The sequence below is a fragment of the Agrococcus jejuensis genome, from assembly GCF_007679035.1.
Classification (GTDB): Bacteria; Actinomycetota; Actinomycetes; order Actinomycetales; family Microbacteriaceae; genus Agrococcus; species Agrococcus jejuensis_A.
In genome coordinates this window covers 890,570-915,919 of record NZ_VEFR01000001.1, presented here as the reverse complement: position 1 = coordinate 915,919, position 25,350 = coordinate 890,570, and the positions used below count along the sequence as shown (strand labels likewise).

At 73.2% G+C, this 25,350-nt stretch carries 26 protein-coding genes; 14 read left to right on the top strand and 12 right to left on the bottom strand.

Translation table 11 applies throughout. The annotated features are described in order from the left end of the window. Positions 1–38 precede the first annotated feature (38 nt). Complete coding sequence (locus FS793_RS04395; protein WP_144718943.1) at positions 39–977, bottom strand: DapH/DapD/GlmU-related protein; 939 nt, start codon at positions 975–977, stop codon at positions 39–41. A gap of 24 nt (positions 978–1,001) precedes the next feature. Between FS793_RS04395 and dapE the strand changes: the two genes are divergently transcribed. From dapE to FS793_RS04380, 3 genes are all read left to right on the top strand, one after another. After that, on the top strand, positions 1,002–2,090 hold the full coding sequence (dapE, locus tag FS793_RS04390) for a succinyl-diaminopimelate desuccinylase (RefSeq protein ID WP_144718941.1): 1,089 nt from the start codon (positions 1,002–1,004) through the stop codon (positions 2,088–2,090). 7 nt (positions 2,091–2,097) lie between these two features. Continuing rightward, on the top strand, positions 2,098–3,318 hold the full coding sequence (locus tag FS793_RS04385) for a hypothetical protein (RefSeq protein ID WP_144718939.1): 1,221 nt from the start codon (positions 2,098–2,100) through the stop codon (positions 3,316–3,318). Between the two features lie 124 nt (positions 3,319–3,442). Continuing rightward, a complete protein-coding gene (locus FS793_RS04380; RefSeq protein ID WP_144718937.1) occupies positions 3,443–3,616 on the top strand; it encodes a DUF3117 domain-containing protein in 174 nt (57 codons plus the stop codon). A gap of 79 nt (positions 3,617–3,695) precedes the next feature. On the opposite strand, the gene FS793_RS04375 is transcribed toward FS793_RS04380, so the two are convergent. Then, positions 3,696–4,328 carry an O-methyltransferase gene (locus tag FS793_RS04375; protein WP_144718935.1) on the bottom strand — a complete coding sequence of 211 codons (633 nt, stop codon included), beginning with the start codon at positions 4,326–4,328 and terminating at the stop codon, positions 3,696–3,698. A gap of 109 nt (positions 4,329–4,437) precedes the next feature. On the opposite strand from FS793_RS04375, the gene FS793_RS04370 reads away from it, so the two are divergent. The 3 genes from FS793_RS04370 (at position 4,438) to FS793_RS04360 (ending at position 7,675) form a co-directional block, all read left to right on the top strand. Then, positions 4,438–4,821 carry a Sec-independent protein translocase TatB gene (locus tag FS793_RS04370; RefSeq protein WP_144718933.1) on the top strand — a complete coding sequence of 128 codons (384 nt, stop codon included), beginning with the start codon at positions 4,438–4,440 and terminating at the stop codon, positions 4,819–4,821. 83 nt (positions 4,822–4,904) lie between these two features. After that, the gene (locus tag FS793_RS04365; RefSeq protein WP_144718931.1) at positions 4,905–6,260 is read left to right on the top strand and encodes an MFS transporter; all 1,356 of its coding nucleotides are present in this window, start codon (positions 4,905–4,907) and stop codon (positions 6,258–6,260) included. After that, complete coding sequence (locus FS793_RS04360) at positions 6,257–7,675, top strand: pyridoxal phosphate-dependent decarboxylase family protein (protein ID WP_186329316.1); 1,419 nt, start codon at positions 6,257–6,259, stop codon at positions 7,673–7,675. The genes FS793_RS04365 and FS793_RS04360 overlap by 4 nt, the downstream gene beginning before the upstream one ends. A 12-nt stretch (positions 7,676–7,687) precedes the next feature. On the opposite strand, the gene FS793_RS04355 is transcribed toward FS793_RS04360, so the two are convergent. The 3 genes from FS793_RS04355 to FS793_RS04345 are packed head-to-tail and all read right to left on the bottom strand — an operon-like array spanning position 7,688 to position 10,564. Next, positions 7,688–8,770, bottom strand: coding sequence for an Mrp/NBP35 family ATP-binding protein (locus FS793_RS04355; protein ID WP_144718929.1), 1,083 nt, complete (start codon positions 8,768–8,770; stop codon positions 7,688–7,690). Beyond that, positions 8,767–9,339, bottom strand: coding sequence for a DUF1003 domain-containing protein (locus FS793_RS04350; RefSeq protein WP_440130441.1), 573 nt, complete (start codon positions 9,337–9,339; stop codon positions 8,767–8,769). The genes FS793_RS04355 and FS793_RS04350 overlap by 4 nt, the downstream gene beginning before the upstream one ends. Continuing rightward, the gene (locus FS793_RS04345; RefSeq protein WP_260980013.1) at positions 9,332–10,564 is read right to left on the bottom strand and encodes a magnesium transporter MgtE N-terminal domain-containing protein; all 1,233 of its coding nucleotides are present in this window, start codon (positions 10,562–10,564) and stop codon (positions 9,332–9,334) included. Before FS793_RS04345 ends, FS793_RS04350 begins: the two co-directional genes overlap by 8 nt. A gap of 76 nt (positions 10,565–10,640) precedes the next feature. Here FS793_RS04345 and FS793_RS04340 point away from each other — a divergent pair, with 76 nt between their 5' ends. Beyond that, a complete protein-coding gene (locus tag FS793_RS04340; RefSeq protein ID WP_144718927.1) occupies positions 10,641–11,180 on the top strand; it encodes a general stress protein in 540 nt (179 codons plus the stop codon). Here the strand turns inward: FS793_RS04340 and FS793_RS04335 are convergent. Beyond that, positions 11,125–12,048, bottom strand: a complete 924-nt coding sequence (locus FS793_RS04335) for a LysR family transcriptional regulator ArgP (protein ID WP_144718925.1) — start codon at positions 12,046–12,048, stop codon at positions 11,125–11,127. The two genes, FS793_RS04340 and FS793_RS04335, sit on opposite strands and share 56 nt — an antisense overlap. A gap of 84 nt (positions 12,049–12,132) precedes the next feature. Between FS793_RS04335 and FS793_RS04330 the strand changes: the two genes are divergently transcribed. Further along, on the top strand, positions 12,133–12,777 hold the full coding sequence (locus tag FS793_RS04330) for a LysE/ArgO family amino acid transporter (RefSeq protein WP_144718923.1): 645 nt from the start codon (positions 12,133–12,135) through the stop codon (positions 12,775–12,777). A gap of 10 nt (positions 12,778–12,787) precedes the next feature. Here FS793_RS04330 and FS793_RS04325 read toward each other — a convergent pair whose 3' ends face one another. Further along, complete coding sequence (locus FS793_RS04325) at positions 12,788–14,278, bottom strand: aminopeptidase P family protein (RefSeq protein ID WP_186329315.1); 1,491 nt, start codon at positions 14,276–14,278, stop codon at positions 12,788–12,790. Between the two features lie 51 nt (positions 14,279–14,329). On the opposite strand from FS793_RS04325, the gene FS793_RS04320 reads away from it, so the two are divergent. Further along, positions 14,330–14,617 (top strand): alpha/beta fold hydrolase, encoded by a 288-nt coding sequence (locus FS793_RS04320; protein ID WP_144718919.1) that lies wholly within the window; start codon positions 14,330–14,332, stop codon positions 14,615–14,617. Further along, on the top strand, positions 14,617–15,330 hold the full coding sequence (locus tag FS793_RS04315; protein ID WP_144718917.1) for an esterase/lipase family protein: 714 nt from the start codon (positions 14,617–14,619) through the stop codon (positions 15,328–15,330). Before FS793_RS04320 ends, FS793_RS04315 begins: the two co-directional genes overlap by 1 nt. A gap of 21 nt (positions 15,331–15,351) precedes the next feature. Here the strand turns inward: FS793_RS04315 and FS793_RS04310 are convergent, their stop codons facing one another. Genes FS793_RS04310 through FS793_RS04300 form a run of 3 tightly spaced genes read right to left on the bottom strand, consistent with a single transcriptional unit; the run spans position 15,352 to position 18,482 of the window. After that, positions 15,352–17,019 (bottom strand): FAD-binding oxidoreductase, encoded by a 1,668-nt coding sequence (locus tag FS793_RS04310; RefSeq protein ID WP_144718915.1) that lies wholly within the window; start codon positions 17,017–17,019, stop codon positions 15,352–15,354. Continuing rightward, positions 17,016–17,717 (bottom strand): lysophospholipid acyltransferase family protein, encoded by a 702-nt coding sequence (locus FS793_RS04305; RefSeq protein ID WP_144718913.1) that lies wholly within the window; start codon positions 17,715–17,717, stop codon positions 17,016–17,018. The genes FS793_RS04310 and FS793_RS04305 overlap by 4 nt, the downstream gene beginning before the upstream one ends. Positions 17,718–17,726: 9 nt before the next feature. Next, entirely contained in the window at positions 17,727–18,482 is a 756-nt protein-coding gene (locus tag FS793_RS04300; protein ID WP_144718911.1) for an SDR family NAD(P)-dependent oxidoreductase, read from the bottom strand. A gap of 78 nt (positions 18,483–18,560) precedes the next feature. On the opposite strand from FS793_RS04300, the gene FS793_RS04295 reads away from it, so the two are divergent. The 3 genes from FS793_RS04295 to FS793_RS04285 are packed head-to-tail and all read left to right on the top strand — an operon-like array spanning position 18,561 to position 22,490. After that, positions 18,561–19,364, top strand: coding sequence for a glutaminyl-peptide cyclotransferase (locus FS793_RS04295; RefSeq protein ID WP_144718909.1), 804 nt, complete (start codon positions 18,561–18,563; stop codon positions 19,362–19,364). Continuing rightward, positions 19,361–21,652 (top strand): HAD-IB family hydrolase, encoded by a 2,292-nt coding sequence (locus tag FS793_RS04290; RefSeq protein ID WP_144718907.1) that lies wholly within the window; start codon positions 19,361–19,363, stop codon positions 21,650–21,652. The genes FS793_RS04295 and FS793_RS04290 overlap by 4 nt, the downstream gene beginning before the upstream one ends. Positions 21,653–21,695: 43 nt before the next feature. Then, positions 21,696–22,490 carry a ferritin-like domain-containing protein gene (locus FS793_RS04285; protein ID WP_144718905.1) on the top strand — a complete coding sequence of 265 codons (795 nt, stop codon included), beginning with the start codon at positions 21,696–21,698 and terminating at the stop codon, positions 22,488–22,490. Between the two features lie 36 nt (positions 22,491–22,526). On the opposite strand, the gene FS793_RS04280 is transcribed toward FS793_RS04285, so the two are convergent. Continuing rightward, a complete protein-coding gene (locus FS793_RS04280) occupies positions 22,527–23,498 on the bottom strand; it encodes a zinc-binding dehydrogenase (RefSeq protein WP_260980068.1) in 972 nt (323 codons plus the stop codon). A 183-nt stretch (positions 23,499–23,681) separates the two neighbouring features. On the opposite strand from FS793_RS04280, the gene FS793_RS04275 reads away from it, so the two are divergent. Continuing rightward, positions 23,682–24,308, top strand: coding sequence for a TetR/AcrR family transcriptional regulator (locus FS793_RS04275; protein ID WP_144718901.1), 627 nt, complete (start codon positions 23,682–23,684; stop codon positions 24,306–24,308). On the opposite strand, the gene FS793_RS04270 is transcribed toward FS793_RS04275, so the two are convergent. Then, entirely contained in the window at positions 24,305–25,312 is a 1,008-nt protein-coding gene (locus FS793_RS04270; protein ID WP_144718899.1) for an endonuclease/exonuclease/phosphatase family protein, read from the bottom strand. The genes FS793_RS04275 and FS793_RS04270 overlap by 4 nt on opposite strands. Positions 25,313–25,350 lie beyond the last annotated feature (38 nt).

Sequence of the window (25,350 nt, the reverse complement as noted above, 5' to 3'; positions counted from 1 at the left end):
TCCGTCGCCAGGGGGACGCCGTGCGGGGGAGGGCGGCCCTAGTGCAGCGCGGCGTTCAGCGCGACGCCCGCACCCGAGCGCGGCAGCACCTCGACGGCGCCCGTCACGGAGTTGCGGCGGAAGAGCAGACCGGGCACGCCCGAGAGCTGCGCCGCCTTCACCTGCTCGTCGGCGCCATCCGGGCCCGTGCCCAGCACGGTGACCTTCGTGCCCGCCGTCACGTAGAGGCCGGCCTCGACGATCGAGTCGTCGCCGATCGAGATGCCGACGCCCGCGTTCGCACCGAGCAGCACGCGCTCGCCGATCGTCACGCGCTCCGTGCCGCCGCCCGAGAGGGTGCCCATGATGGATGCGCCGCCGCCGACGTCGGAGCCGTCGCCCACGACGACCCCCTGCGAGATGCGTCCCTCGACCATCGACGTGCCGAGCGTGCCGGCGTTGTAGTTCACGAAGCCCTCGTGCATCACGACGGTGCCCGGCGCGAGGTGGGCGCCGAGCCGCACGCGCGACGCGTCGCCGATGCGCACGCCCTCGGGCAGCACGTAGTCGGTCATGCGGGGGAAGCGGTCGATCAGCTGCACCTGCACGCCGGCGGCGCGCAGCGCGGGCACGTTGGCGCGGGCGTGCTCGGGCGTCGTGGGGCCGTGCGTCGTCCACGCCACGACGGGCAGCAGGCCGAAGACGCCGTCGAGCACGATCGTGTTCGGCTGCACCAGACGGTGGCTCAGCAGGTGGAGGCGCAGGTGCACGTCGAGCGCGTCGGCGGGGGCGGCATCGAGGTCGATCTCGCACGTGACGACGCGACGCTCGACGCCGAGCTCGGCGACGGGGCCCGCGTGCTCGTCGAGCGTGCGCGCTGCGAGCCAGCGGGCGTCCCCCTCGGGGGCTGCTCCGAGGGCGGGTGCGGGGAACCAGGCGTCGAGCAGCTGGTCGCCGGCGAACGTCGCGAGGGCATGGCCGTGGGCGAGGCGGGTCATGCCCTCCAGCCTAGGCTGGGAGCCATGGCTGCCCTGACGCTCGACCTCTCCGCATCCGCCGTGGATCTCACACGGCAGCTGCTCGACATCCCCTCCGTCTCCGACGACGAGGGACCGCTCGCCGATGCGATCGAGGCGGCGATGCGCGACGTGCCGCACCTGCACGTCACGCGCGTGGGCGACACGGTCGTCGCCCGCACCGAGCTCGGGCGCGATCGCCGCGTCGTCATCGCGGGCCACATCGACACCGTGCCGATCAACGACAACGTGCCGTCGCGGTTCGAGACGCTCGGCGCCGTCGAGTACCTGTGGGGCCGCGGCGCCGTCGACATGAAGTCGGGCGTCGCCGTGCAGCTGCTGCTGGCGGCGCAGCTCGCGGAGCCCGCGCTCGACGTGACGTGGATCTGGTACGACCACGAGGAGGTGGGGGAGGACCAGAACGGCCTGCGCCGCCTCGCCGCAGAGCGCCCCGACCTCATGCAGGGCGACTTCGCGATCCTGGGCGAGCCGTCGAACGGGCACATCGAGGGCGGCTGCAACGGCAACCTGCGCGTCGAGGTGCGCACCCGCGGCGTGCGTGCGCACTCGGCCCGGTCGTGGGTGGGCCACAACGCCATCCACGACGCCGCGCAGGTGCTGCAGGTGCTGCAGGACTACCGGGCGCGCGATGTCGACGTCGACGGCCTCGTCTACCGCGAGGGCCTCAACGCCGTGGGCATCGCCGGCGGCGTCGCCGGCAACGTCATCCCCGACGAGTGCCGCGTGCACGTGAACTACCGCTTCGCGCCGTCGCGCACCGTCGCGGAGGCGGTCGAGCACGTCACCGAGCTCTTCGAGGGCTTCGACGTCGAGGTGCTCGACTCCGCCGAGGGCGCCCGCCCCGGCCTCGACGCCGCGCTCGCGAGGGAGTTCGTGGAGGCCGTGGGTGTCGAGCCGCGACCCAAGTACGGCTGGACCGACGTCGCGCGCTTCTGGAGCCTCGGCATCCCCGCCGTGAACTACGGCCCCGGCGACCCGCTCAAGGCGCACGCCGACGACGAGCGCGTCGAGCTGCAGCAGATCGTCGACGTCGAGCGCGGCCTGCGGGCGTGGCTCACGGGCGCCACCGGCTGAGCGACTCGTGGCCCCGGGGCGCGCCGTGACGGCCGGTCGCACCGCGCGACGGAGCCGCACCGCGCGCGCCCTATGGGCGCGCCTGCCGTGGTGGGGGCGCGCGCTGGCGATCTGGGCGGCGAGCCGCGTCGTGTCGACGGCGCTGCTCGTCGGGTTCGCCGCCGCCCAGCCCGCGAACGTCTACACTGACGCCGCACCCTCCCTCGTCGACTTCTCGACGATGTGGGATGCGCGCTGGTACGAGCACGTCGCCACGCACGGCTACCCCGACGCGCTGCCCCGGGACGCGTCGGGCGCGATCGACGACAACGCGTGGGCGTTCATGCCCGTGTACCCGATGCTCGTGCGCGCGCTCGTGCGCGTCGGGCTCGACTGGCAGACGGCGGCGCTCGCCATCGCATGGGTCGCGTCGGCGGTCCTCGCGGTGCTCGCGTACCGACTGCTGCGCGAGACGATCCCGCAGCACGCGTCCTTCGCGCTCGCGCTCGTGCTGCTCGGGCCCCTCTCGCCGCTGCTCCAGGTCGGGTACGCCGAGTCGCTGCATCTCGCGCTGCTCGCGGGCGCCCTGCTCGCGCTGCGACGCCGACGGTGGGGGATGCTCGCGGCGCTCGTGCCCCTCATGGCCCTCACGCGGCCGTCGGGCCTCGCGTTCGCGCTCGCGCTCGGCATCGTCGTCGCGTGGGCCTGGTGGCGCGATCGGCCGGCGTGGTCGGCGCGCGACCTGCGCATCCTCGTCGCGACGGCGGCGTGGGCGCTCGCGTGGGGGCTGGCGTGGCCGGCGTATGCCGCGATCCGCACCGGCGAGCCCGGCGCGTACGTCGCGACCGAGCTCGGCTGGCGCGCGCCGTACGTCGGCCGGATGCAGCTCGTGCCCGGCACGGGCTGGGTCGCGGGCGCGCAGTGGTGGCTCGGCGGCGTCGGCCTCGGGCTGCTCGTGCTCGTCGTCGGCGGGCTCGTCTGGGTGCTCGCGCGTCGCGCGAGCCGGGAGGCGATGGGCCTCGAGGCATGGGCGTGGACGATCGCGTACCTGCTCTACCTGCTCGCGGTGTGGTTCCCGCAGTCGTCGACGTTCCGCATCCTGCTGCCGGCCTTCGCCCTCGTCGCGGTGATCGCGGTGCTGCCCGGGCGCTGGTGGCGACCGCTGGCGCTCGCCCTCGGCGTCGCCGGGCAGGTGGCGTGGCTGTGGGCGTGCTGGTGGCTCATGGGGGTCGACTGGACGATCCCGTAGGTCCGTCGGGGGCCTCGCTGGTCACGGTCCGCCATCGATTCCGTGACGATCATGTTGCGAACCCAGGGTCCGTTCCTCGGGACATGGGATACTGGGGATCTTGGGAACGAGAGGGGAACCCCTGATGGCTGCGATGAAGCCTCGCACTGGTGACGGTCCGCTGGAGGCAGTGAGGGAGGGACGGCTCATCGTCGTGCGCGTCCCCCTCGAGGGCGGCGGTCGACTGGTCGTGTCCGTGAACGATGCCGAGGCGGCGGAGCTGCACGCTGCGCTGAGCGGAGTCGTCGTCTCGGCGTGACGCGTCGAACGCGAGGAAGGGCGGGCCTGCGGGCCCGCCCTTCGTCGTTCGTCCAGGGTGCGGCACGGCCGCACGCCGCCTACGGCTCGGGCAACCGCGTGACGTGCAGCAGGCCGTCGCTCGCAGGGCTGACGGCCATCGCGACGGCGTCGGACTGGCTGAGCTCCTTGAGCAGCGCGCGAGCGTCGGCGACGACGTCGCCGCGCTGGGCGGGGTCGGCGACGCGGCCACCGAGCAGGGCATGGGCGACGAGCACCGTGCCGCCGACGCGCACGAGGCGCAGGGCGTGCTCGACGTGCTCGATGCGGTCGGCGGGATCGGCGTCGACGAGCACGACGTCGTAGCTGGCCTCGTTCATGCGCGGCAGGATCTCGTTCGCCGAGCCGGTGATGAGGCGCACCTTCGCCTGCGCGTAGCCGGCGCGCGTGAAGGCGGCGCGCGCGTGCTGGTGGTGGTCGAGCTCGGTGTCGATCGACGTGAGGGTCGCGGCGGGGGCGCCCGCGAGCAGCCAGAGCCCGCTCACGCCCGTGCCCGTGCCGATCTCGAGGATCGCGGATGCGCCGAGCGTCGCGGTGGTGAGCGCGAGCAGCGCACCGACCGAGGGGGCCACGCACGTCACGCCGAGCTCGTCGGCGGCGTCGCGCGCGCCGGCGACGATCGCGTCCTCGATCGCGAGCTCGTCGATGTACTTCGACGTCAGTGCAGTCTCCACGTGGGCCCTCCGGGTCCGAGGCTAGCCGCGCGCATGACGCCGGGCGTCGCGCCGCGCCGCGCACCCCGCGGGCGCAGGTACGCTGGAGGCCCGTCGAGAGGAGAGGTTCGTGACGTTCCTCGGGTTGACCCTCGACAAGCTCATCGTCATCGGCGTCATCGCGGCGATCATCCTCGGTCCCGAGCGCCTGCCGGCCGCGGCCGAGCGCCTCGCGGGCCTCGTGCGCAGCGTGCGCGACCTCGCGAACGGCGCGAAGGACCGCATGCGCGAGGAGATGGGGCCGGAGTTCGACGAGGTCGACTGGCGCAAGCTCGACCCGCGGCAGTACGACCCGCGACGCATCGTGCGCGAGGCGCTGCAGGACGACGCGCCGAAGGCTGCGGCGGCGGCGAGCACGGTCGCGGCGACCGCTGCGGCGGGCCGCGCGCGGAGGCGCGCGGCGCCGCGCGATCCGCTGCTCGACGGGGCGCCGTACGACGCCGAGGCGACCTGACCGGGGCGCCCCGCGCATCACGGATCGTCCACAGCGACTCGATGTCGTGACGATGTCTCACCTTTTGCCGTAGAGTCACCTCCATGCCGCAGGACCGGATCCCCACCTCCACGGTCGTGCGCTACTCCACGGGAGCGCTCGGCACGGGGGGCTTCAGCACGCTCCCCGGGCTCGTGCTGCTCTACTTCATGACCGACACGCTCGGCATCGCCGCGCTCTGGGCCGGCCTCGTGATCGGCGTCGTGCGCGTGTGGGACGTCGTCGCCGACCCCGTGATCGGTGCGCTCTCCGACGACGACGACGCCCGCACGGGCTCGCGCCGGCGATGGATGCTCGTCGGCGGCATCGCCCTGCCCGTGCTCTTCGTGCTCATGTTCGCGGTGCCCGCGGATCTGCCGCCCATCGCATCCGTGCTGTGGGTCGGCATCGCCTACCTCGGGGCCGCGACCGCGTTCAGCGTCTTCCAGGTGCCGTACATGGCGCTGCCCGCCGCGATCTCCCACGACTACGACGAGCGCACGCGCCTGCTCACGGCCCGCGTCATCGTGCTCACGATCGCGATCCTCGCGTTCGGCGGCGGCGGTCCCGCGCTGCGCGGCATCGTCGACGACGCGCACCTGGGCTACCTGCTCATGGGCGTCGTGTGCGCCGTGCTGCTCGCGATCGGCTGCCTCGTCGCCGTGCCGAGCGCACCGCGCCACGCGCCGTTCGCCGCGCCGCGCCGCTCCATCGCCGCGATCTACCGCGAGACGTGGGACGTGCTCGCGCACGGACCCAGCCTGCGCGCGCTCGTCGTGCCGTTCTTCCTGCAGGCGCTCGCGACGGGCCTCATGCTCGCGGGCGGCCAGTACGTCGCGACGTACATCCTGCAGGACGAGGACGCCATCACGTTCCTGTTCGTCGCGCTCATCGCGCCCGCGATCGTCGCGGCGCCGGGCTGGCAGTGGCTCTCGGCACGCACGTCGAAGCGATTCGCGTTCCAGCTCTCGTCGATCGTGTTCATCGTCGGCGGCGTGCTGCTCGTGCCTGCGCTGCTCGTGCCCGACGGCCTCGTCTACGCACCCGTCGCGCTCGCCGGCCTCGGCTACGCCGGCATGCAGTCGCTGCCGATGGCGATGCTGCCGGATGCGATGGCGCACGACCGCAGGCGCACGGGCGTCGACCGCTCGGGCGTCATCGGCGGCGTGTGGACCGCGATGGAGACGACGGGCTTCGCGCTCGGCGGCCTCGTGCTCTCGCTCGTGCTCGCCGCGACCGGCTACGTCGCGAGCCGCGGCGGCGCGGAGCAGCCCGAGGGCGTGCTCGTGGGCATCGCCGTCGCGTTCAGCGTGCTCCCGGCCCTCGTCGTGCTCGTGTCCCTCGTGCCGTTGCGCGGCTACCGCCTCACCCGAGCGGTCGTCGACGCCGACGTCGCACCCCGACAGGAGACGCAGGCATGATCTTCGCCACCCAGCCCGAGGAGGTGCTCGCGCGGCTGCGCTCGCTGCGTGCCGAACGCGACGCGCCCACCAAGGGGGGCCGCGTGCTGTCGTACGTCTACGACCCCGGCGTGCCCGAGCTGCACCGTCTCGTCGAGGAGGCGGCGCTCGAGGTGCTGCACCTCAACGGGCTCGACCCCTTCGTGTACGGCTCGCTCGCCGTCGTCGAGCGCGAGATCGGCGCGACGATGAAGCAGCTGCTGCACGGCGGCGACGACGTCGTGGCCACCTGCACGTCGGGCGGCACGGAGTCCGTGATCCTCGCCGTGCTCGCCGCCCGCGAGGCGAATCCCGGCAGGCGCCGCATCGTCGCGCCCACGACGCGGCACCCTGCGTTCGCGAAGGCCGCGCACCTGCTGGGCATGGAGCTCGAGGTCGTGCCGGTGACGCCCGACGGGCGTGCCGACGTGGAGGCGTTCGTCGCGGCGCTCGGGCCCGACGTCGCCCTCGCGGTCGTGTCGGCTCCCAGCTACCCCCACGGCGTCGTCGACCCCATCGCCGACGTCGCCGCCGCGTGCGCCGAGCGCGGCATCGACGTGCACGTCGACGCGTGCTTCGGCGGCATGGTGCTGCCGTTCCTGCCCGACGTGCCCGCGTGGGACCTCGCGGTGCCCGGCGTGACGTCGGTGTCGGCCGACCTCCACAAGTACGGCTACGGCCCCAAGGGCGCCTCGGTGCTGCTGCAGCGGGGCCCGGACCGGCAGCGCGGCATGATGTTCGCCGATGCCGACTGGCCCGGCTACCCCGTCGCGACGTCGACGCTGCTCGGCTCCCGCCAGGCCGCCGGCCTCGTGGCCGCGTGGGCCGTGCTGCAGGCGCTCGGCACCGCGGGCTTCGGCGAGCTGCAGTCGCAGTGCAAGCGCATCTGCGACGCGATCCGCGCGACCGTCGAGGGCATCGACGGCCTGCGCGTCGTCGGCGACCCGGTGGGGGTCGCCCTCGCGATCGCGTCCGACGCCGCCTCGTCGACGGTCGTCGACCCGCTGCGGCTCGGGGACGCGCTCATCTCGCGCGGCTTCCTCGCGCAGGCGCAGCCCGGGCTCGTGCAGCACGGCCAGCCCGACCTGCCCACGACGCTCCACCTCACGGTGACGCCCGCGCTCGGCCAGCATCTCGACGCGCTGCTCGAGGCACTCGTCGAGGCGGCGGAGGAGGTGCGCGGCGTGCCGAAGGCGACGGGCGAGGCTGCGGCGCCGCTGCAGGCGCTCGACGGCGTGCCGCTCGACTCGGCGACCGCGGGCGCGATCCTCGCGCAGGTCGGCGCCGAGGACCTCGGTGCCGAGCGCGCCGAGCTCATCGCGGTCATCGAGGCGACGCCCCGCAGCGTCATCCACCGTCTGCTCGTGGAGCTGCTCGCGCGCGAGCTCGGCGACTGACGCCGCGCCGCGTCAGGGCGTCGAGAACGGCAGCGAGCGGCCCGCGAGGCCCCGCCCGCCGCGCAGTCGCTGCGCGAGCGCCGTGATCGCCTGCGCCGCGGGGTCCTCGGGATGCGCGACCACGACGGGGCTGCCGGCATCCCCGTCCTCGCGCAGCGCCATCGACAGCGGCACGCTCGCGAGCAGGTCGACCTCGAGCCGTGCGGCAGCCTCCGCTCCGCCGCCCGAGCCGAACAGCTCGAGCACCGAGCCGTCGGGCTGCACGAGCCCGGCCATGTTCTCGACGACGCCGACGACGCGCTGCCCCGTCTGCCGAGCGACCTCCGCAGAGCGCTCGGCGACATCTGCCGCCGCGCGCTGCGGGGTCGTCACGACGACGACCTCGGCGTGGGGGAGCAGCTGGCCCAGCGAGATCGCGACGTCGCCGGTGCCCGGCGGCATGTCGACGAGCAGCACGTCGAGGTCGCCCCACCACACGTCGGTGAGGAACTGCTGCAGCGTGCGGTGCAACATGGGCCCGCGCCACGACACCGCGCGGTTGCCCTCGACGAGCATGCCGATCGACACGACGTGCACGCCGTGCTTCGTCGGCGGCATCATGAGGTCGCCGACGCGCGTGGGCACGTCGGCGACGCCGAGGATGCCGGGGATCGAGTAGCCGTGCACGTCGGCGTCGACGAGCCCCACGCGCAGGCCCGACCGCGCGAGCGCGACGGCGAGGTTCGCGGTGAGCGTCGACTTGCCGACGCCGCCCTTGCCGCTCGTGATCGCGAGGATGCGGGTGAGGGAGTCGGGGCCGAACGCCATGGTGCGCCTGCCACGCAGCCGCTCGACGAGCGCCTGCCGCTCCGACGGGGTCATGACGCCGACGGCGACGTCGACGGCGTCGACGCCGGCGACCGAGAGCGTCGCGGCGCGCACGTCGGCCTCGATGCGGTCGGCGGCGGGGCATCCGACGATCGTGAGGCGGAGATCGACATGCGCCGCGCCGTCGACGAGCGTCACGTCGCCGATCATGTCGAGCTCGGTGATGGGCCTGCGGATCTCGGGGTCGACGACGCGCGCGAGCGCCGCGCGGATCGCGTCGGCGGTCACGGCCTCGGCTCGGTCGCGGCGTCGGGCTCGCCGGCCGCCGTCTGCGCCTCGGCCCTGCGCTGGTCCTCGATGTCGTCGAGCAGGCTCTTGAGCTCGGCGCGGATGAAGTCCTTCGTCGCCATGTCCTTGATCGCGAGGCGCAGCGCGACGACCTCGCGGGCGAGGTACTCGGTGTCGTTGAGGTTGCGCTCGGCGCGCACCCGATCCTGCTCGATCTGCACGCGGTCGCGGTCGTCCTGGCGGTTCTGCGCGAGCAGGATCATCGGCGCCGCATAGGACGCCTGCAGCGACAGCGCGAGCGTCAGCAGCGGGAAGCCCTGGTCCTGCGGATCGAACTGCGCGTCGTGCGGCGCGATCGAGTTGTAGCCGAGCCAGATGCCGACGAAGATCGTCATGCCGACGAGGAACCATGGCGTGCCCATGCCGCGCGCCATCGCCTCGCTGAAGCCGCCGAAGCGATCCTTCGACTCGCGCTTGCCGCGACGGGCGCCCAGCAGGCCGCGCCCTGCGCCCTTCGGGGTCGCGAGACGGTCCTGGCGGTCGTCGCGGTCGTCCCGGCGATCAGCCACGGCGCACCTCGTCCTCGTCGCGGCGCCAGTCGTCGGGGAGGATGTGGTCGAGCACGTCGTCGACGGTCACGACGCCTACGAGCCGCGAGGCATCGTCGACGACGGGCACCGACACGAGGTTGTAGGTCGCCATCGTGCGCGTGAGCGCCGCGGCCGACTCGTCGACGCGCACCGGCTCGATCGCGGGGTCGAGCAGCGTGCCGAGGCGCTCGTTCGGCGGGTAGCGCAGCAGGCGCTGGAAGTGCACGACGCCGAGGAAGGCGCCCGTCGGGGCCTCGTACGGCGGCAGCGTCACGAAGACGGCGGCAGCGAGCGCCGGCGCGATCTCGTGCTTGCGGATGGTCGCGAGGGCCTCGGCGACCGTCGCGTCCGACGCGAGGATCACGGGCTCCGTCGTCATGAGGCCGCCCGCGGTGTCCTGGCCGTACGCGAGCAGCATGCGCACGTCCTCGGCCTCCTCTGGCTCCATGAGCTCGAGCAGCGCCTCGCCGCGCTCGGCGGGCAGCTGTGCGATGAGGTCGGCGGCGTCGTCGGGCTGCATCTGATCGAGCACGTCGGCGGCGCGGTCGTCGCCGAGCGCGTCGAGGATCGCGACCTGGTCGTCCTCGCCCATCTCCTCGAGCACGTCGGCGAGCCGGTCGTCCGGCAGGTCCTCCGCGACCTCGAGCATGCGCTGCGAGGGCAGGTCGAGCAGCGCGGTCGCCGCATCGGCCGCGTTGAGGTCCTGCAGCTGCGCGAGGATGTGGTCGGACTCCTGCTCGCCTGCGGGGTCGTGCACGACATCGGTCCACCGGGCGAGGGTCGTGGGGCCCTTGCCGAAGGGCGACGTGCGGGGCTTGCGCAGGAAGACCTGGTCGACGAGCCACTCGCCGGGCGCCTGCTCGACGACCGACAGGTCCTCGAGGCGCGCCTCGGTGCCGTCGCGCAGCGTGACGCTGCGACCGAGCACCTGGGCGAGCACGAGCTGCTCGCCACCGCGCTGCTCGAAGCGGCGCAGGTTGATGAGTCCCGTGGTGATGAGCTGGCCGCCGCCGATCGCCATGACGCGCCCGATCGACAGGAAGACCCGGCGCTTGCCCGTCACCTCGACGACGAAGCCGACGATGCGGGGCGCGGCGCTCTCCCGAGGCACCATGACGACGTCGCGGACCCTGCCCACCTTGTCGCCCTGGGGGTCGAAGACGGGGCAGCCCACGAGCCGTGCGACGAACGCCTTGCTGCTCACGGTCCAACGCTACCTGTGGGCTTCGCGGGTCGCGAACGCCCCACGCGGACGAGGGTCGACGTGGGACGATGGAAGCGTGAGCATCCTCCAGCCCTCCGATCGCGGCGAGCAGCGTCTGCCCGATGGCGTCGTCGTGGCGTCGTTCCCCACCTACGCCGAGGCGCAGGCTGCGGTGAACAAGGTTTCGGAGGCTGAGGCGGAGATCCGCGGGCTCGCGATCGTCGGCAACGACCTCAAGCTCGTCGAGCGCGTCATGGGGCGCCTCACGTGGGGCAAGGTCGCGTTCAACGGCATGGTGCGCGGGCTCATGTTCGGCGTCTTCTTCGGGCTGGCGATCTACCTGCTCATGCCGGAGTCGTTGCAGTCGGCGTTCATCCTGCCGCTGCTGGGCGCCGCGATGGGCATCATCCTCGCGATCGTGACGCACGCGATGACGCGCAAGCGCCGCGAGTTCTCGAGCGTGCAGCAGGTCATGGCGACGCGCTACGACATCGTCGCGCCGCAGGAGATCGCGGGCAAGACGATGCACGTCATCGGCCAGCGCGCCGCGGCTGCGCCGGTCACGACGCCCGCCGAGGTGCCCGTGGCCCCGGCGCCCGAGTCGCCGCAGGCGTAGCGACGATGTCGGTCGCCTCCTTGGCGGCCGCGACGACGGCGTCCGTGATGGCGTCGAGCAGCGTCGACGACAGGTTCCACCGCTGCCAGTGCAGCGGCACGTCGATGGGATCGCCGTCGAGCGCGACGAACGCGCCCGACTCGAGCTGCGACGGCAGCAGCATGCCCCAGCCGAGGCCCAGCTCGATCGCGTGACCGAACTCGGCCGATGCCGACACGAGGTGGCGCGGCGGCGTGCCCGTGACGCCGCGCGCGGCGAGGTGCCGCGCCTGCAGCACGTCGGAGTCGTCGAAGTCGACGTAGGGCGCGCGCGCGAGCTCGGCGGCCGTGCCGCCGTCGGGCAGCCAGCGCTCGGCGAACGCAGGGCTCGCGGCGGCGACGTAGCGCATGCCGCCGATGGGGGAGGAGACGCAGCCGGGCACGGGCTCGCGCTGCGCCGTCACGGCACCCATGACGGTGCCGGACTCGAGCAGGGCCGCCGTGCGCTCCTGGTCCTCGCGGTGCAGCTCGACGACGACGTCGTGGTCGGATGCGACTGCCGCGACGGCGGGCAGGAACCAGCTCGCGAGCGAGTCGGCGTTGACGCCGAGCCGCATGGTGGCCGTGCCCTGCTCGGCGCCGAGCTCGGCGAGCGCCTCGTGCTCGAGCAGCGCGAGCTGCCTGCCGAGCCGGAGCAGCACGGTGCCGTCGGGCGTGGGCCGCACGGGGCGCGTGCGGGTGAGCAGCACGCGGCCGAGCTGGCGCTCGAGGGCGCGGATGCGCTGGCTGACCGCGGAGGGCGTGAGGGCGAGCGCGTGCGCGGCGCCGTCGAGCGTGCCGGCGTCGACGGCCGCGACGAGGGTGCGCAGCAGATCGCGAGGCAGCTCCATGGCTCGACGCTACCTGAAGCGCCGCTTCAGGTCATGCAGGAACGTGCGCTGGTGCTGCAGGTCGAGCGGCCGTAGCGTCGACGCGTGCTCTCCTTCGCCGCCTTCCTCGCCGGACTCGCCATCTGCCTCGGGCTCATCATCTCGATCGGGGCGCAGAACTCCTACGTGCTGCGCCAGGGCATCCGCCGCGAGCATGTCGGCGCCATCGTCATCGCATGCATCGCGAGCGAGATCGTGCTGCAGACGGCGGGCGTCGCGGGCGTGGGCGTGCTCGTGACGCACGTGCCGTGGCTCGACGGCGTCGCCCGCTGGGCGGGCGCGATCTTCCTCGTCGGCTACGCGTTCGTCTGCGCGCGTCGCGCGTGGCGGGGAGGGGGCTCGCTCGTCGCGGCACCCGACGAGACGGCAGCGGGCGCGGGCGGCGTCGCCGTGCGGCAGCGCACGTCGCGCCGCACGGCCGTGCTCACGATCCTCGCGCTCACGTGGCTCAACCCGCACGCGCTCATCGAGACGACGCTCGTCATGGGGTCGATCGCCGCGACGCACGGCGACGCGCGATGGTCGTTCCTCGTCGGCGGCCTCGTCGCGTCCGCCATCTGGTTCGTCGGCTTCGGCTACGGCGCCAGGTTCCTCGCGCCGATCATGCGCACCGAGCGCGCCTGGCGCATCCTCGACGCCGGCATCGCCGTGGTCATGCTCGTGATCGCCGTCGCGCTCGTGACGCTCTAGCGGTCGCGGGTCACGCGCGCAGCGACGCCATCCACGCCTCGACCTCGTCGACCGTGCGCGGGATGCTGCCCGAGAGGTTGCGCACGCCGTCGGCGGTCACGACGACGTCGTCCTCGATGCGCACGCCGATGCCGCGCAGCTCCTCGGGCACCGTGAGATCGTCGGGCTGGAAGTAGAGGCCGGGCTCGATCGTGAAGACCATCCCCTCCTCGACGATGCCGTCGTGGTAGAAGTCGCGACGCGCCTGGGCGCAGTCGTGCACGTCGAGGCCGAGGTGGTGGCTCGTGCCGTGCACCATCCAGCGGCGGTGCAGCTGGTTCTCGGGCTCGAGCGACTCCTCGGCGCTCATCGGCAGCAGGCCCCACTCGGCGCTGCGGCGTGCGATGACCTCCATGGCCGCGGCGTGGATCTCCTTGAAGACGATGCCGGGCCGGGCGACGGCGAAGGCGGCGTCGGCGGCCTCGAGCACGGCCTCGTAGACCTTGCGCTGCACGGGCGTGAAGGTGCCCGAGATCGGCAGCGTGCGGGTGATGTCGGCCGTGTAGAGGCTGTCGACCTCGACGCCGGCGTCGAGCAGGATGAGGTCGCCGTCGCGCACGGCGCCGTCGTTGCGCGTCCAGTGCAGGATGCACGCGTGCGCGCCCGACGCCGCGATCGTGTCGTAGCCGACGGCGTTGCCGTCGATGCGCGCGCGGCGGTGGAACGTGCCCTCGACGACGCGCTCGCCGCGCGCGTGGGCGCGGGCGGCGTCGAGGTCGCGGATGACGTCCTCGAAGCCGGCCTTCGTGGCGTCGACGGCGCGCTGCACCTCGGCGATCTCCCACGCGCTCTTCACCAGGCGCAGCTCCGCGAGGTCGCGGCCGACGACGTCGATGCCGTCCGCGGAGGCGTTGGCGTACTCGCCGAGCCTCCCCGCCACCTCGGGGTCGCCCTCGCTCGTCACGAGCACGGGCACGGAGGCGTCGTCGAGCACGGCGTCGAGGTCGGCGAGGTCCTTCGTCGCGACGCCGAGGTCGGCGGCGACGTGCGCGAGCGACGGGCGTGCGCCGATCCAGAACTCGCCGATCTCGGCGTCCGCGAAGAACTCCGTCGTGTCGCGGCCGGCGGGCTGCCGGAAGTACAGCGTCGCCTCGTGGCCATCGTCCGTCGGCTCGAGCACGAGCACCGAGTCGGGCTCGGCGTCGGCGCCCCAGCCCGTGAGGATCGCGAAGTCCGGGGCTGCGCGGTACGGGTAGTCGGTGTCGTTCGAGCGCTGCTTGCGCGGGCCCGCTGGCACGACGATGCGGGCGCCCGCGTGCTTCGCCGAGAGGGCGGCTCGGCGGGCGGCGGCCTCGGCGGCGGCGGCACGCGGCTCGGGCAGTACCTCCTCGCGGTCGGCCCAGCCCTGCTGCACGTGCTCGACGAATCGGCTCGACAGCGGCGTCGTCGACCGGCCGGCGTTGCGCTCGCCGGCCTGCGGCTCCGCGGTGGTCTCGGCTGCGGTCGTCTGCGTCTCGCTCATGGCATCCATCCTCGCACCGCATCGTGCGCGACGCCCATCTACGATCGGGGCGTGGGGGATCGACTGCGGGCGGGCAGGCGTGCGTGGCGCGCCGAGAGTCGTGGCCGACGGGGCGCGACCCGCAGCGAGCATCGCCGCGGCGAGGACGACGCCGTCGCGATCGACGTGCCCGGCTTCGGGGGGTCGCCGGATCCGACGCGACAGGCGTCGATGCCCGAGTGCGCCGATCACGTCGCGGCGGTCGTGCGCGACCTCGGCATCGCGTCGGTCGTCGCGGTCGGCCACTCCATGCGCACGCAGGTCGCCGCCGAGCTCGTCACGACCCGGTCGGACGCCTGATGCGTCGTCTGCTCGGTCGTGCTGCGACGTGGGCGCGGGACTACCTGGATGCGACGCGCGGACAGGCACGGGCGTTCGTGCGCCGCACGACGCCGTTCGACGTGCCGGCGCCCTCCGGCGGGGTCACCGTCGTGCTGCTCCCCGGCGTGTGGGAGCCGTGGCGCTACCTCGAGCCGCTCGCGCGCCGACTCGCGGCGCGCGGCCTCGGCGTGCGCGCCGTGCCCGCGCTCGGATGGAACCTCGCGCCCTTCGTCGACGCCGTGCCGCTCGTGCGGGCGGCGATCGACGACCTCCACGGCGACGTCGTGCTCGTCGCCCACTCGAAGGGCGGGCTCACGGGCAAGCAGGTGGTCGTCGACTGGGCGCGCGACGCCATCGCAGGCACGACGCCCGCCGGCGCGCGGCTCGTGGGGCTCGTGGCGATCGCGACGCCCTTCGAGGGCACCACGAGGGCTCGGCTCGTGCCGTGGTGGCGGTCGCTGACCGAGCTGCGCGACGGCTCGCCCGCGCTCGTGGCGCTCGCGGCCGAGACGGCGGCGAACGCGAGCATCGTCGAGCTCGTGCCCGCATGGGACCCCCACGTGCCGGCGCACGCGCCGCTCGTGGGCTCGGAGGTCGTGCGGCTGCGCGCCGCCGGCCACTTCTCGAGCCTCGAGTCCCGCGAGACCCTCGACGAGGTGCTCGCGGCGATCGACCGCCTGCGCGCCCGCTGACCGGACGCGCAGGCCGAGCCCTCAGTCGGCGACGATCGCGCCCGGGTTGAGGATGCGCTGCGGGTCGGAGGCGGCGAAGAGGCCGCGCATGACCGTGACGCCCTCCGCCGAGATGTCCTGCTCGAGCCACGGCGCGTGCTCGAAGCCGACGCCGTGGTGATGCGAGATCGCGCCGCCGTGGTCGACGAACGACTGCTGGATGGCCGACTTCACCGTCTCGTACTCGGTGATCTCGTCGCCGCCCGCGACCCACGCGAACGTGAAGTACAGGCACGCGCCCGAGTGGTACGAGTGCGACAGGTGGCACATGATCCAGCCGGGCTGGCCGATCCGCTCGTAGGCGGCGTTCGCCGACGCGACCGTCGCGTCGTAGAGCTCGAGCAGGCGCGACCAGGGCGCGACGGTCTCGGAGACGTCGGCGACGGCACCTCGGTCGAGCAGGAAGTCGCGCAGGTAGGGCGTGTCGAACTTCTTCTGGTCGTAGAGGACGCCGGGGCCGGTGCCCACGCCCATGCCGCCGTACGCCTTGACGATCTTCTCGACCGCGGCGCGCTGCCTGCGCACGTGGGCGGGGGAGCCCTCGTAGCCGATGAACGACATGCAGATCTCGTCGAGGTCCCAGCCCTTGGACTTCATGATCCTGGGCAGCACCTCCTCGGCGAGGATGCGCGACGTGCCCGTGCGCACCTTGCTCGTCGACATCGAGAACGCCGTCTCGCGCGCATCCGACACGCGCGTGATCGACGGTGCCGCGTCGGACGCCGCGATGGCCTGCATCGCGCCGAGCGCCACGTTCCACCTGGGGAAGAAGTACGCGTGGATGACGCGCTCCTCGGGCACGCGGTGCACCTGCACCGACACCTCGGTGATGATGCCGAGGCGGCCCTCGGAGCCGAGCACCATCTCGCGCACGCTCGGACCCGTGGATGCGTTGGGCATCGCACGGATGACGAGGGTGCCGTCGGGGCGCACGACGCGCAGGCCGCGCGTGATCTCGGCGATGTCGCCGTACTTGTCGGACTGCATGCCGCTCGAGCGCGTCGCGACCCAGCCGCCGAGCGTCGAGTGCGTGAACGAGTCGGGGAAGTGGCCGAGCGTCCAGCCCTTGGCGTTGAGCTGCGCCTCGAGGTCGGGCCCGAGCGCGCCCGCCTGGATGCGGGCGATCTGCGCGGGCTCGTCGATGTCGACGAGCAGGCGCATGCGCCCCATGTCGACCGAGATGATCGGGCGCGTCTCGGACGCGGTCGGCTCGAGGCTGCCCGCGATGTTCGAGCCGCCGCCGAAGGGGATGAGCACGGCGTTCGCGGCGCTCGCCACCTGCACGATGCGCGTCACGTCGTCCTCGTCGCCCGGGTAGGCGACGACGTCGGGGATGCGGGGCAGGATGCCGGCGCGCACGCGGATGAGGTCGCGGATCGACTTGCCGTAGGTGTGCACGACGCGGTCGAGGTCGTCGAGCACGACGTGCTCGTCGCCGATCGCGCCGCGCAGCTCGCCCAGGAGCGCGTCGGGCGCCTGCGACGCGGGCACGTCGATGTCCTCGAACGACGGCACGTCGACGGCGGGCGCCGAGTGCAGGTCGAGGCCGACGGCGTGCTCGACGAACGGCGCGAACGCGGGCTTGTCCTCGAAGTGGAATCCGACGCCCTCACGGCCCCAGCCCCACCACTTCATGTGCTCGACGGTCATGCGGGCAGCTCCTTCGCGTCAGGACCGCCATGGACGGTCACGAGTCTCACGACCTCCGCCTGCACGCGGGCGGTGAGGTCACGGGCGTTCTCGCCCTCGATGGGTGCGATCGGGTCGCCGAAGACGACCGTCACGGGCAGGCGCCCCGGCTTCGGCCACGACGAGCCGCGGGGATGCGCGTGATGCGCGCCGATGAGCGCCACCGGCAGGATCGGCACGCCGAGGGTCGTCGCGAGCGCGGCGGAGCCGGGGCGGAAGTGCGCCATGCGGCCCGACTTCGAGCGCGTGCCCTCGGGGAACAGCAGCACGGGGATCCCGCGCTCGAGCAGGCTGCGCGCCGAGACGACCTGCTTGCGGCGGCCGGAGCGCTGCACGGGGAACGCGTTGAAGAACAGCGCGGTGAGGCCGCGGCGCCACCACACGTCGAAGAAGTAGTCGGCGGCGGCGCCGATCGCGAGCGTCTTGGCGATGCGCCAGGGCAGCGCCGAGAGGATCGACGGCGCGTCGAGATGGCTCGAGTGGTTGGCGACGAGGATGAAGGGCTTGCCCTCGAGGGCTGCGGCCTTCTCCGCGTCGACGGCCGTGAGCGTCACGGTGGCGTGCACGGCGGACTTCAGGACGCCGCGTTGCGCGCCGAAGCGAGCGACCTCATGCGCCTTCGAGTCGAAGCGGTCGCGATGGTGCGGGGCGTCTGCCACCCGTCGACCCTACCGATCGCGCCGGGATCGCAAAGCACGCGACACTGCCCGCACGCCGGACCTCGGCATGATCCGCAGCAATCCCGCGAAGGCCTTGTACCGAACGCTGGGTATGGAGAGCACCTTGCCGCGATCGACGTCGCGCAGACATGCGGCCACGACGGCGTCGGGCTCGAGCCACAGCACGTCGGGCAGGCCGGAGGCGGCCATGCCCGCGCGCTGGTGGAACTCGGTGCGCACCCAGCCCGGCAGCAGCGCCGTGACGGTGACGCCCGAGCCGTGCAGCTCGTTCGCGAGGCCCTCGGTCATCGTCGTGACCCAGGCCTTGATCGCGGCGTACGCGCCCATGGCCGTGAGGCCGGCGGTCGAGGAGACCGTGACGATCGCGCCCTCGCCGCGCGGTCGCATCGTGCGCGCCGCCGCGGCGGCGAGCCGCTGCGTCGCGCGCCCCATGACCTCCCACGCGCGGTCGTGCTCGGCGGGGTCCTCGCTGAGGATCTGCGCGTGCATGCCGAATCCGGCACACGTCACGACCATGCCGATGGGGGAGGCCTCGGAGGCGATGCGATCGGCGACGCGCTCCTGCTCGTCGCGCAGCGCGAGGTCGGCGGGCAGCACCTCGACGTCGACGGGCAGCTCGGCCGCCATGGCCTCGAGCCGCGATCGGTCGCGAGCGACGAGGACGAGATCGTGACCTCGGGCGGCGAGGGCACGCGCGAAGGCGGCTCCGATGCCGGAGGACGCACCGGTGACGAGCGCACGCATGCGCCCCACCATATCCGCGGCGACGCGCGGCGCGGCGCAGCACCGACGGGCCATGCGCACGCCGGTATCGTCGAGACGATGAGCCGCACCACCGCCCCCGAGCGGGCCTTCGACGTCCGTGCCTTCGCGCGCGACGCGCGCGGCAGCCACCGCGACGCCCTCGACCTCGCCGCCTTCGTCGACGCACCCCTCGACGACGTCTCCCTGCGCCTCGTCGCCGTGCTGCACCACGTCGAGGCCGCGACGATGGGCCGGCTGCGCGACATGCTCGTGACCGCGACCCACAAGGACGCTCGCGTGACGGCGTTCCTCGTGACGTGGGCGTACGAGCGCTTCTGGATCGCCGACGCGCTGCGCGCGATCCTCGACGCCCACGACCACCCGACCGAGCTGCACGGCAGAGCGCGCTTCCGTCCGCGCGAGCTCGCCGAGCGTCGGGGTCCCGTGCGCCGAGCGATCATCGCGAACCTCACGGGCACCGACGTCATCGCGGTGCACGCATCCACCGGGCTCGTCGACGAGTGGATCATCGGCGAAGCCTTCGGCGCCCTGGCGCGCCACGCGAGGCACGCGACGATCGACGTGCTCGCCGGCATCGTCGACGACGTGCAGTCGCGCCACCTCGACTTCCTCGGCCAGGAGGCCGAGCGCCGCCTCGCCGAGTCGGCGCGCGCTCGCCGCCTCTCGCGGCGCGCGATCCTCGGCGGCGCATGGCCCATCGGCGCCATCCACGTGCCCGCGCGCGCCCGGCACCTGCTCGAGCGCCTCACCTTCGCCGGCGCCCAGGGACGCCTCGCGCTCGAGCGCGTCCGCGACCGCGTCGCCGCCCTGCCGGGCATGGATGCGACAGCGGACCGTCTGGCTGCCAGGCTGGTCGCATGACCACCACGAAGCCGCACGACCTCGGTGACGCCCACGTCCTCCTGACCGGAGCGACGGGATTCGTCGGCCAGGCCATCCTCGAGCGACTGCTGAGCACGTTCCCCGACACGACGATCGCGATCCTCGTGCGCGGCAAGGGCGCCGAGACCGCCGAGGACCGCGCGGCAGCGCTGCTGCGCAAGCCCGTCTTCGACGCCTGGCGTGCGAAGGTCGGCGACGAGGTCGCGGATGCCGCGATCGGCACGCGCATCACGGTCATCGACTCGGGGCTCGACGAGGTCGCGCCGCTGCCCGCGGGGCTCGACGTCGTCATCCACTCCGCGGCGAGCGTCTCGTTCGACCCGCCGATCGACGAGTCGTTCGACACGAACCTCGGCGGCGCCGTGGGCCTGTACGAGGCCGTGCTGGCCACGGGCGCCGACCCGCACGTCGTGCACATCTCCACCTGCTACGTCGGCGGCCTGCGCAAGGGCGTCGCGCTCGAGCAGAGCCTCGAGCACGACGTCGACTGGCGTCTCGAGCACAAGGCGGCTCGGCAGGCGCGCGAACGCGTCGAGCTGCAGTCGCGCATGCCCGAGCTGCTCACGGGCTTCCTCGACGCGGCGCGCGCCGAGCACGGCAAGGCCGGTCCGCTCGCCGTCGCCTCCGCGAGCGAGGAGGCGCGACGCGCCTGGGTCACCGAGCAGCTCGTCGAGGCCGGTCGCACCCGCGCGCAGAGCCTCGGCTGGACCGACGTCTACACGCTCACGAAGGCCTTCGCGGAGCGGGCCGCCGAGCAGCTGTGGGGCGCCCAGCGCCGCCTGTCGATCGTGCGCCCGTCGATCATCGAGTCGGCCGCGCAGCACCCGTACCCGGGCTGGATCGACGGCTTCAAGGTCGCCGACCCGCTCATCGTCGCCTACGGCAAGGGCCAGCTGCCCGAGTTCCCCGGCTCGCCCGACTCGGTGCTCGACGTCATCCCCGTCGACCACGTCGTGAACGCGGCGATCGCGGCGGCGACGCAGCCGCCGCCCGCCGGCAGCCCCGCCTACTACCAGGTGGCGTCGGGCCGTTCGAATCCGCTGCCGTACCACGAGATCTTCGAGGCCGTGCGGACCTACTTCACGGCGCACCCCATGCAGCAGGGCGACGCTCCCGTGATCGTGCCCGACTGGACGTTCCCGGGCGGCATGCGGGTCGACCGCCGTCTCGCGCAGCAGCAGCGCCTCGTGACGGCAGCCCAGAGCGCCCTCGGCGTGCTCCCGACCACCGACCAGACGCGTCGCTGGAAGACGTCGACCGACAAGGCCGTGCGCGACATCGGTCGCCTGCGCCAGTTCATCGCGCTCTACAAGGTCTACGTGCAGTCGGAGATCATCTTCGACGACGCCAACACCAAGGCGCTGCACGCCTCCCTGCCCGCCGAGATCGCCGCCGACCGCGGGTTCGACATCACGGCGATCGACTGGGACCACTACCTGCAGGACGTGCACCTGCCCGCCGTGACCGAGCTCGCGACCTCGTTCTCGGCCCGCCGCCGCGAGCAGGCGAAGGCTGCGATCGTCCAGGCGGCCGCCGGCCTGCCGCAGCGCTCCGACGTGCTCGCCGTGTTCGACCTCGAGGGCACGCTCGTCGACTCCAACATCGTCGAGCAGTACCTCTGGGTGCGCACGAACGGCGTGCGCCGCACCGCGTACCCGGCCGAGGTCGTGCGCATGCTGCGCGACGTGCCCCGCTACCTCGCGGCCGAGCGCCGCGACCGCGGCGAGTTCATCCGCGAGTTCATGCGCCGCTACGAGGGCGTGTCGGTCGAGCGCCTCGAGCGCATCGTGCAGGGCAGCGGCTACCGCGACCGGATGCTGTCGCACGCGAGCGCGGACGCGATCGAGCGCGTGCTGCAGCACCGCGCCGCCGGCCACCGCACCGTGCTCGTCACCGGCTCGTTCGACCGCCTCGCCGCCCCTGTCGCAGCGCTGTTCGACGAGGTCGTCGCCGGCAGCATGCACGAGCGCGACGGTCGCCTCACCGGCTACCTCGCGACGCCGCCGCTCGTCGACGAGGCGCGCGCGTCGTGGCTCGCGCAGTACGCCGACGAGCACGGCGCCGACCTGTCGGCGTCGTACGGCTACGGCGACAGCCACGCCGACCTGGAGTGGCTGCAGCTCGTCGGCTCGCCGACGGCCGTCAACCCGGACTCGCGGCTCGCCACCGAGGCGGATCGTCGTGGGTGGACGTCGGTACGCTGGCGTCGAGGTCCGGCAGTCCGTTCGCGGTCGCTGCTCCGAACCATCCCGGAGGCGTCCGCGTAGCGCGGGCACCGCATCATCTAGAGGGGAACGGGCGAGACCGCACATGGCCTTCGACATCGACAGGTACACGAAGCAGTCCGAGGGCGTCGAATGGGGCGACCTCGATCTCGACGTGTTCGACGAGCAGCCGCTCGACGAGCCGACGCTGCGCACGCTGCGCTACATGTGCGACGTCGAGTACCACACGGTCTGCTATCTGCGAGACCTGCTCACGACGCCGTCGCACAAGGAGCCCGAGGTGGGCGCCTTCATGACGATGTGGAACCGCGAGGAGTTCTGGCACGGCGAGGCGCTCGCCGCCGTGCTCGCGAAGCACGACATCACGGTCGACTACGACGTGCTCAAGGCTCGCCGCGTGAAGCTCGGGTGGAAGGACCGCCTCGACCCCATCAAGCAGTCGCTGCTCGGCAACGTCGTCGGCCACGACTTCGTCGCCGTGCACATGACGTACGGCGCCGCCAACGAGTACTCGGCGAACGCCGCCTACCACCGCCTCGCGAAGATGGTCACGCACCCCGTGCTCACGCCGCTGCTGAAGCGCATCGCGATCCAGGAGTCGAAGCACATCGCCTTCTACGCCACGCAGGCCCGCAAGCGCCTCGAGGCGTCGAAGAAGGCGCGCGTCATCACGCGCTTCGTCATGTCGAAGGTGTGGCAGCCCGTCGGCTCCGGCATCAACTCCGACGACGAGGTCACGCACGTGATGACCCATCTCTTCCGCGGCCCCGACGGCCGCAAGATCATCCGCGACCTCGACACGAAGATCTCGGCGCTCCCGGGCCTCGAGGGCCTGCAGATCGTCGAGAAGGCCATGGACGCGCGAGGCGTTCCGGCGTGACGCGCCTTCCGCGCGCGACGCCACGACGCTCGCGCGTCATGCGTCCCGCGCCTCGTCGGGCACGATGACCACCTTGCCTGCGACCGTGCGCGACTCCGCGAGCTCGACCGCGGTCGCCGCGTCGCGCAGCGGGATGCGGGCGGCGACCTGCGGCGCGAGCGCACCCGAGGCGAGCAGGTCGACGACGGCGGCGAACGCCGTGCGCTGGGCGCGATGGAACGCACCCGGTCGCAGCCTGCTGCCCGCCCACAGGTCGTAGAACCGCGCTCGGCGCCCGTTCGGCAACGCGTTCCACGCTGCGAGGCGTGCGAAGAGTCGCAGGACGGGTCCGCGGGATCCGCCGACGTCGTCGCGCGTCGATGCGGTGCCATACGACACGAGCGTGCCGCCGTGGCGGAGCAGCGCGAACGAGCGAGCGAGCCCCGGGCCGCCGACGTGGTCGAGCACGGCGTCCACGCCCCCGGGGGCGAGCTCGCGGATGCGTGCGTGGGCGGCACCCGTCGCGTCGGGGTCGTTCGCATCGACCGGCTCGGCACCCAGGCTCGCGACGCGCTCGTGATGCCTGGGTGCCGCGGTGCCGAGCACGCGCACGCCGGCGTGCCGCGCGAGCTGCACGAGCGTCGAGCCGACTCCTCCGTTCGCGCCGAGCACCACGATGGTGTCGCCGCGGCGCACGCGCGCGAGTTCGTGCAGCATCTGCCACGCGGTGATGCCGTTCACGACGAGCGTCTCGACCTCGGCGGCGTCGAGCCCGGCGGGCACGGGCAGGAGCGCACGCGCATCCACGTCGACGATGCTCGCCCACGCGCCGACCTTGGTGACGGCAGCGACTCGCCGTCCCACGAGCGCGGGGTCGACGCCGCCGCCGACGGCGACGACGGTGCCGACCAGGTCGTAGCCCGGCACGAAGGGGAACGGCGGCTGGTCGTAGTAGCGACCGCGCCGCATCTGCTGCTCGGCGAACGACACTCCCGTGGCTTCCATCCGCAGCCGAGCACGCCCGGCCACGACACCGCCGAGGGACGTCGTGCGGACGACCAGATCGCGGGGCGGGACGGCGCCGGGCAGCACGATCTCCTGACGGCAGCGGTCGGATCCTTCGGTGGCGAGCACGGCGCACCCCTCTCTCGGTAAACAAGTGTTTGTCGATGCGAGCGTAGCTCATCGGTGAACGCTTGTATAGTGATCGGCATGCCCTCCGCCTCGACGCCTCGATCCGTCAACCCGCGCGGTGAGGGTGCGCGCCTGCGTGACGAGATCCTGCGAGCCACCGACGCCCTGCTCGTCGATCGCGCCGCCGAGCAGGTGACGCTCCGCGCCATCGCGCGGCAGGCGGGCATCACGGCCCCTGCCATCTATCGTCACTTCGCCGACCGCGACGCGATCGTTCGCGCGGTCGTCGACGTCGCGTTCGCCGACCTGCGCGCCGCGCTCGAGGCCGGCCGCGCATCGCGAGACGAGCCGCTCGGCAGGCTCCGCGGCGCATGCGACGCCTACCTGGCCTTCGCCGCCGAGCACCCGCAGCAGTACCGGCTCATGCTCGGCGGCGTCTGGGATGCGGCCGCCGCGATGCGGGAGGGAGACCCGACCGGCCTGCGCGAGCTCGGGCTCGACGCGTTCCAGGTCGTCGTGGATGCCGTGCAGGAGTGCATCGATGCAGGCGCATCCAGCCGTGCGGATGCGCGCGCTGCCGCAGCGTCGCTGTGGGCGGGACTCCACGGGCTGGCGGAGCTGCGTCGCACCGCCACGCTCTTCCCGTGGCCGGACGACGTCGCACGCGACCTCGTCGACCGCCTCGCCGCCGTCGCCGGCGACTAGCGCTGGCGGAGCACCGCGACGACCGGGCGGTGGTCGGTGCCCAGGTCGTCGTAGCCCGTGAGCACCTGCGCGTCGACCGCGCGCCAGTCGGGGGAGGCCACGACGTGGTCGATCTGCGCGCCCAGCCACGCCGGCGCCCACGTCGGCCACGTGCCGATCGCCCCCGAGCCCGCGGCGCCCGCCGCATCCACGCACGTGCCCAGGTCGCCCGAGCCGACGCCGAGCGACGTCCAGTGGTCGAGCGTCGAGTTGAAGTCGCCGCCCACGATGATCGACTGCCCCTGCGTGCACAGGCTCGCGACGAACGCGAGGTCGTCGCGCCAGTTGCGCATCTGCGCCGGGATGGGGGCGACGGGATGCGTCGCCACGAGGATCGGCCCGTCGCCGTCGTCGGGGGTCGCGACGACGGTCGGCAGCGTGTTCGTCTGGCCGACGTCGACCGACGGCTGCGCCGTGTAGGTGCCCATCGACGTCGACACGAGCATCGTCGTGTTGAGCGCGCCGTACTCGGCGTTCGCGAAGTCGGTCGTGAGCGCGAAGAAGGGATTGCCCTCCGCGCCCAGCAGCACGGCGACCTCCGTGCCCATCTCAATGGTGGTCTCCGGCAGCATCACGACGTCGGCGCCCGTGTCGCGCACGACCCCGGCGATCGCCTCGGCGCCCGGCGCATCCCCGAGGGTGTTCCACGTCAGCACGACGACGTCGCCCTCCTCGGCCACCGCCGTCGAGTCGTCGACGCCGCGGCTCAGGTGGATGCCCGACGAGGCGACCATGAAGACGAGCAGCAGCACGACGACGGCGCCCGCGAAGCGACGGATGCGCCTCGCGCCGAGCATGAGCAGGAAGACGAGGGCGAGCACGGCGGCGATGCCGACGACGCCCATGCGCAGCGACACGACCTGCGCCACGATCGGCGCCTGCTCGAGCCCGAACGTCTGCGGCCATGCCGCGACGAGCAACGCGGCGGCAACCGCGATGCCGAGCAGCCAGCCGAGCACCTTCATGCCCTCCAGGGTAGGTGGCGCTCCTATGGATCCCCGGC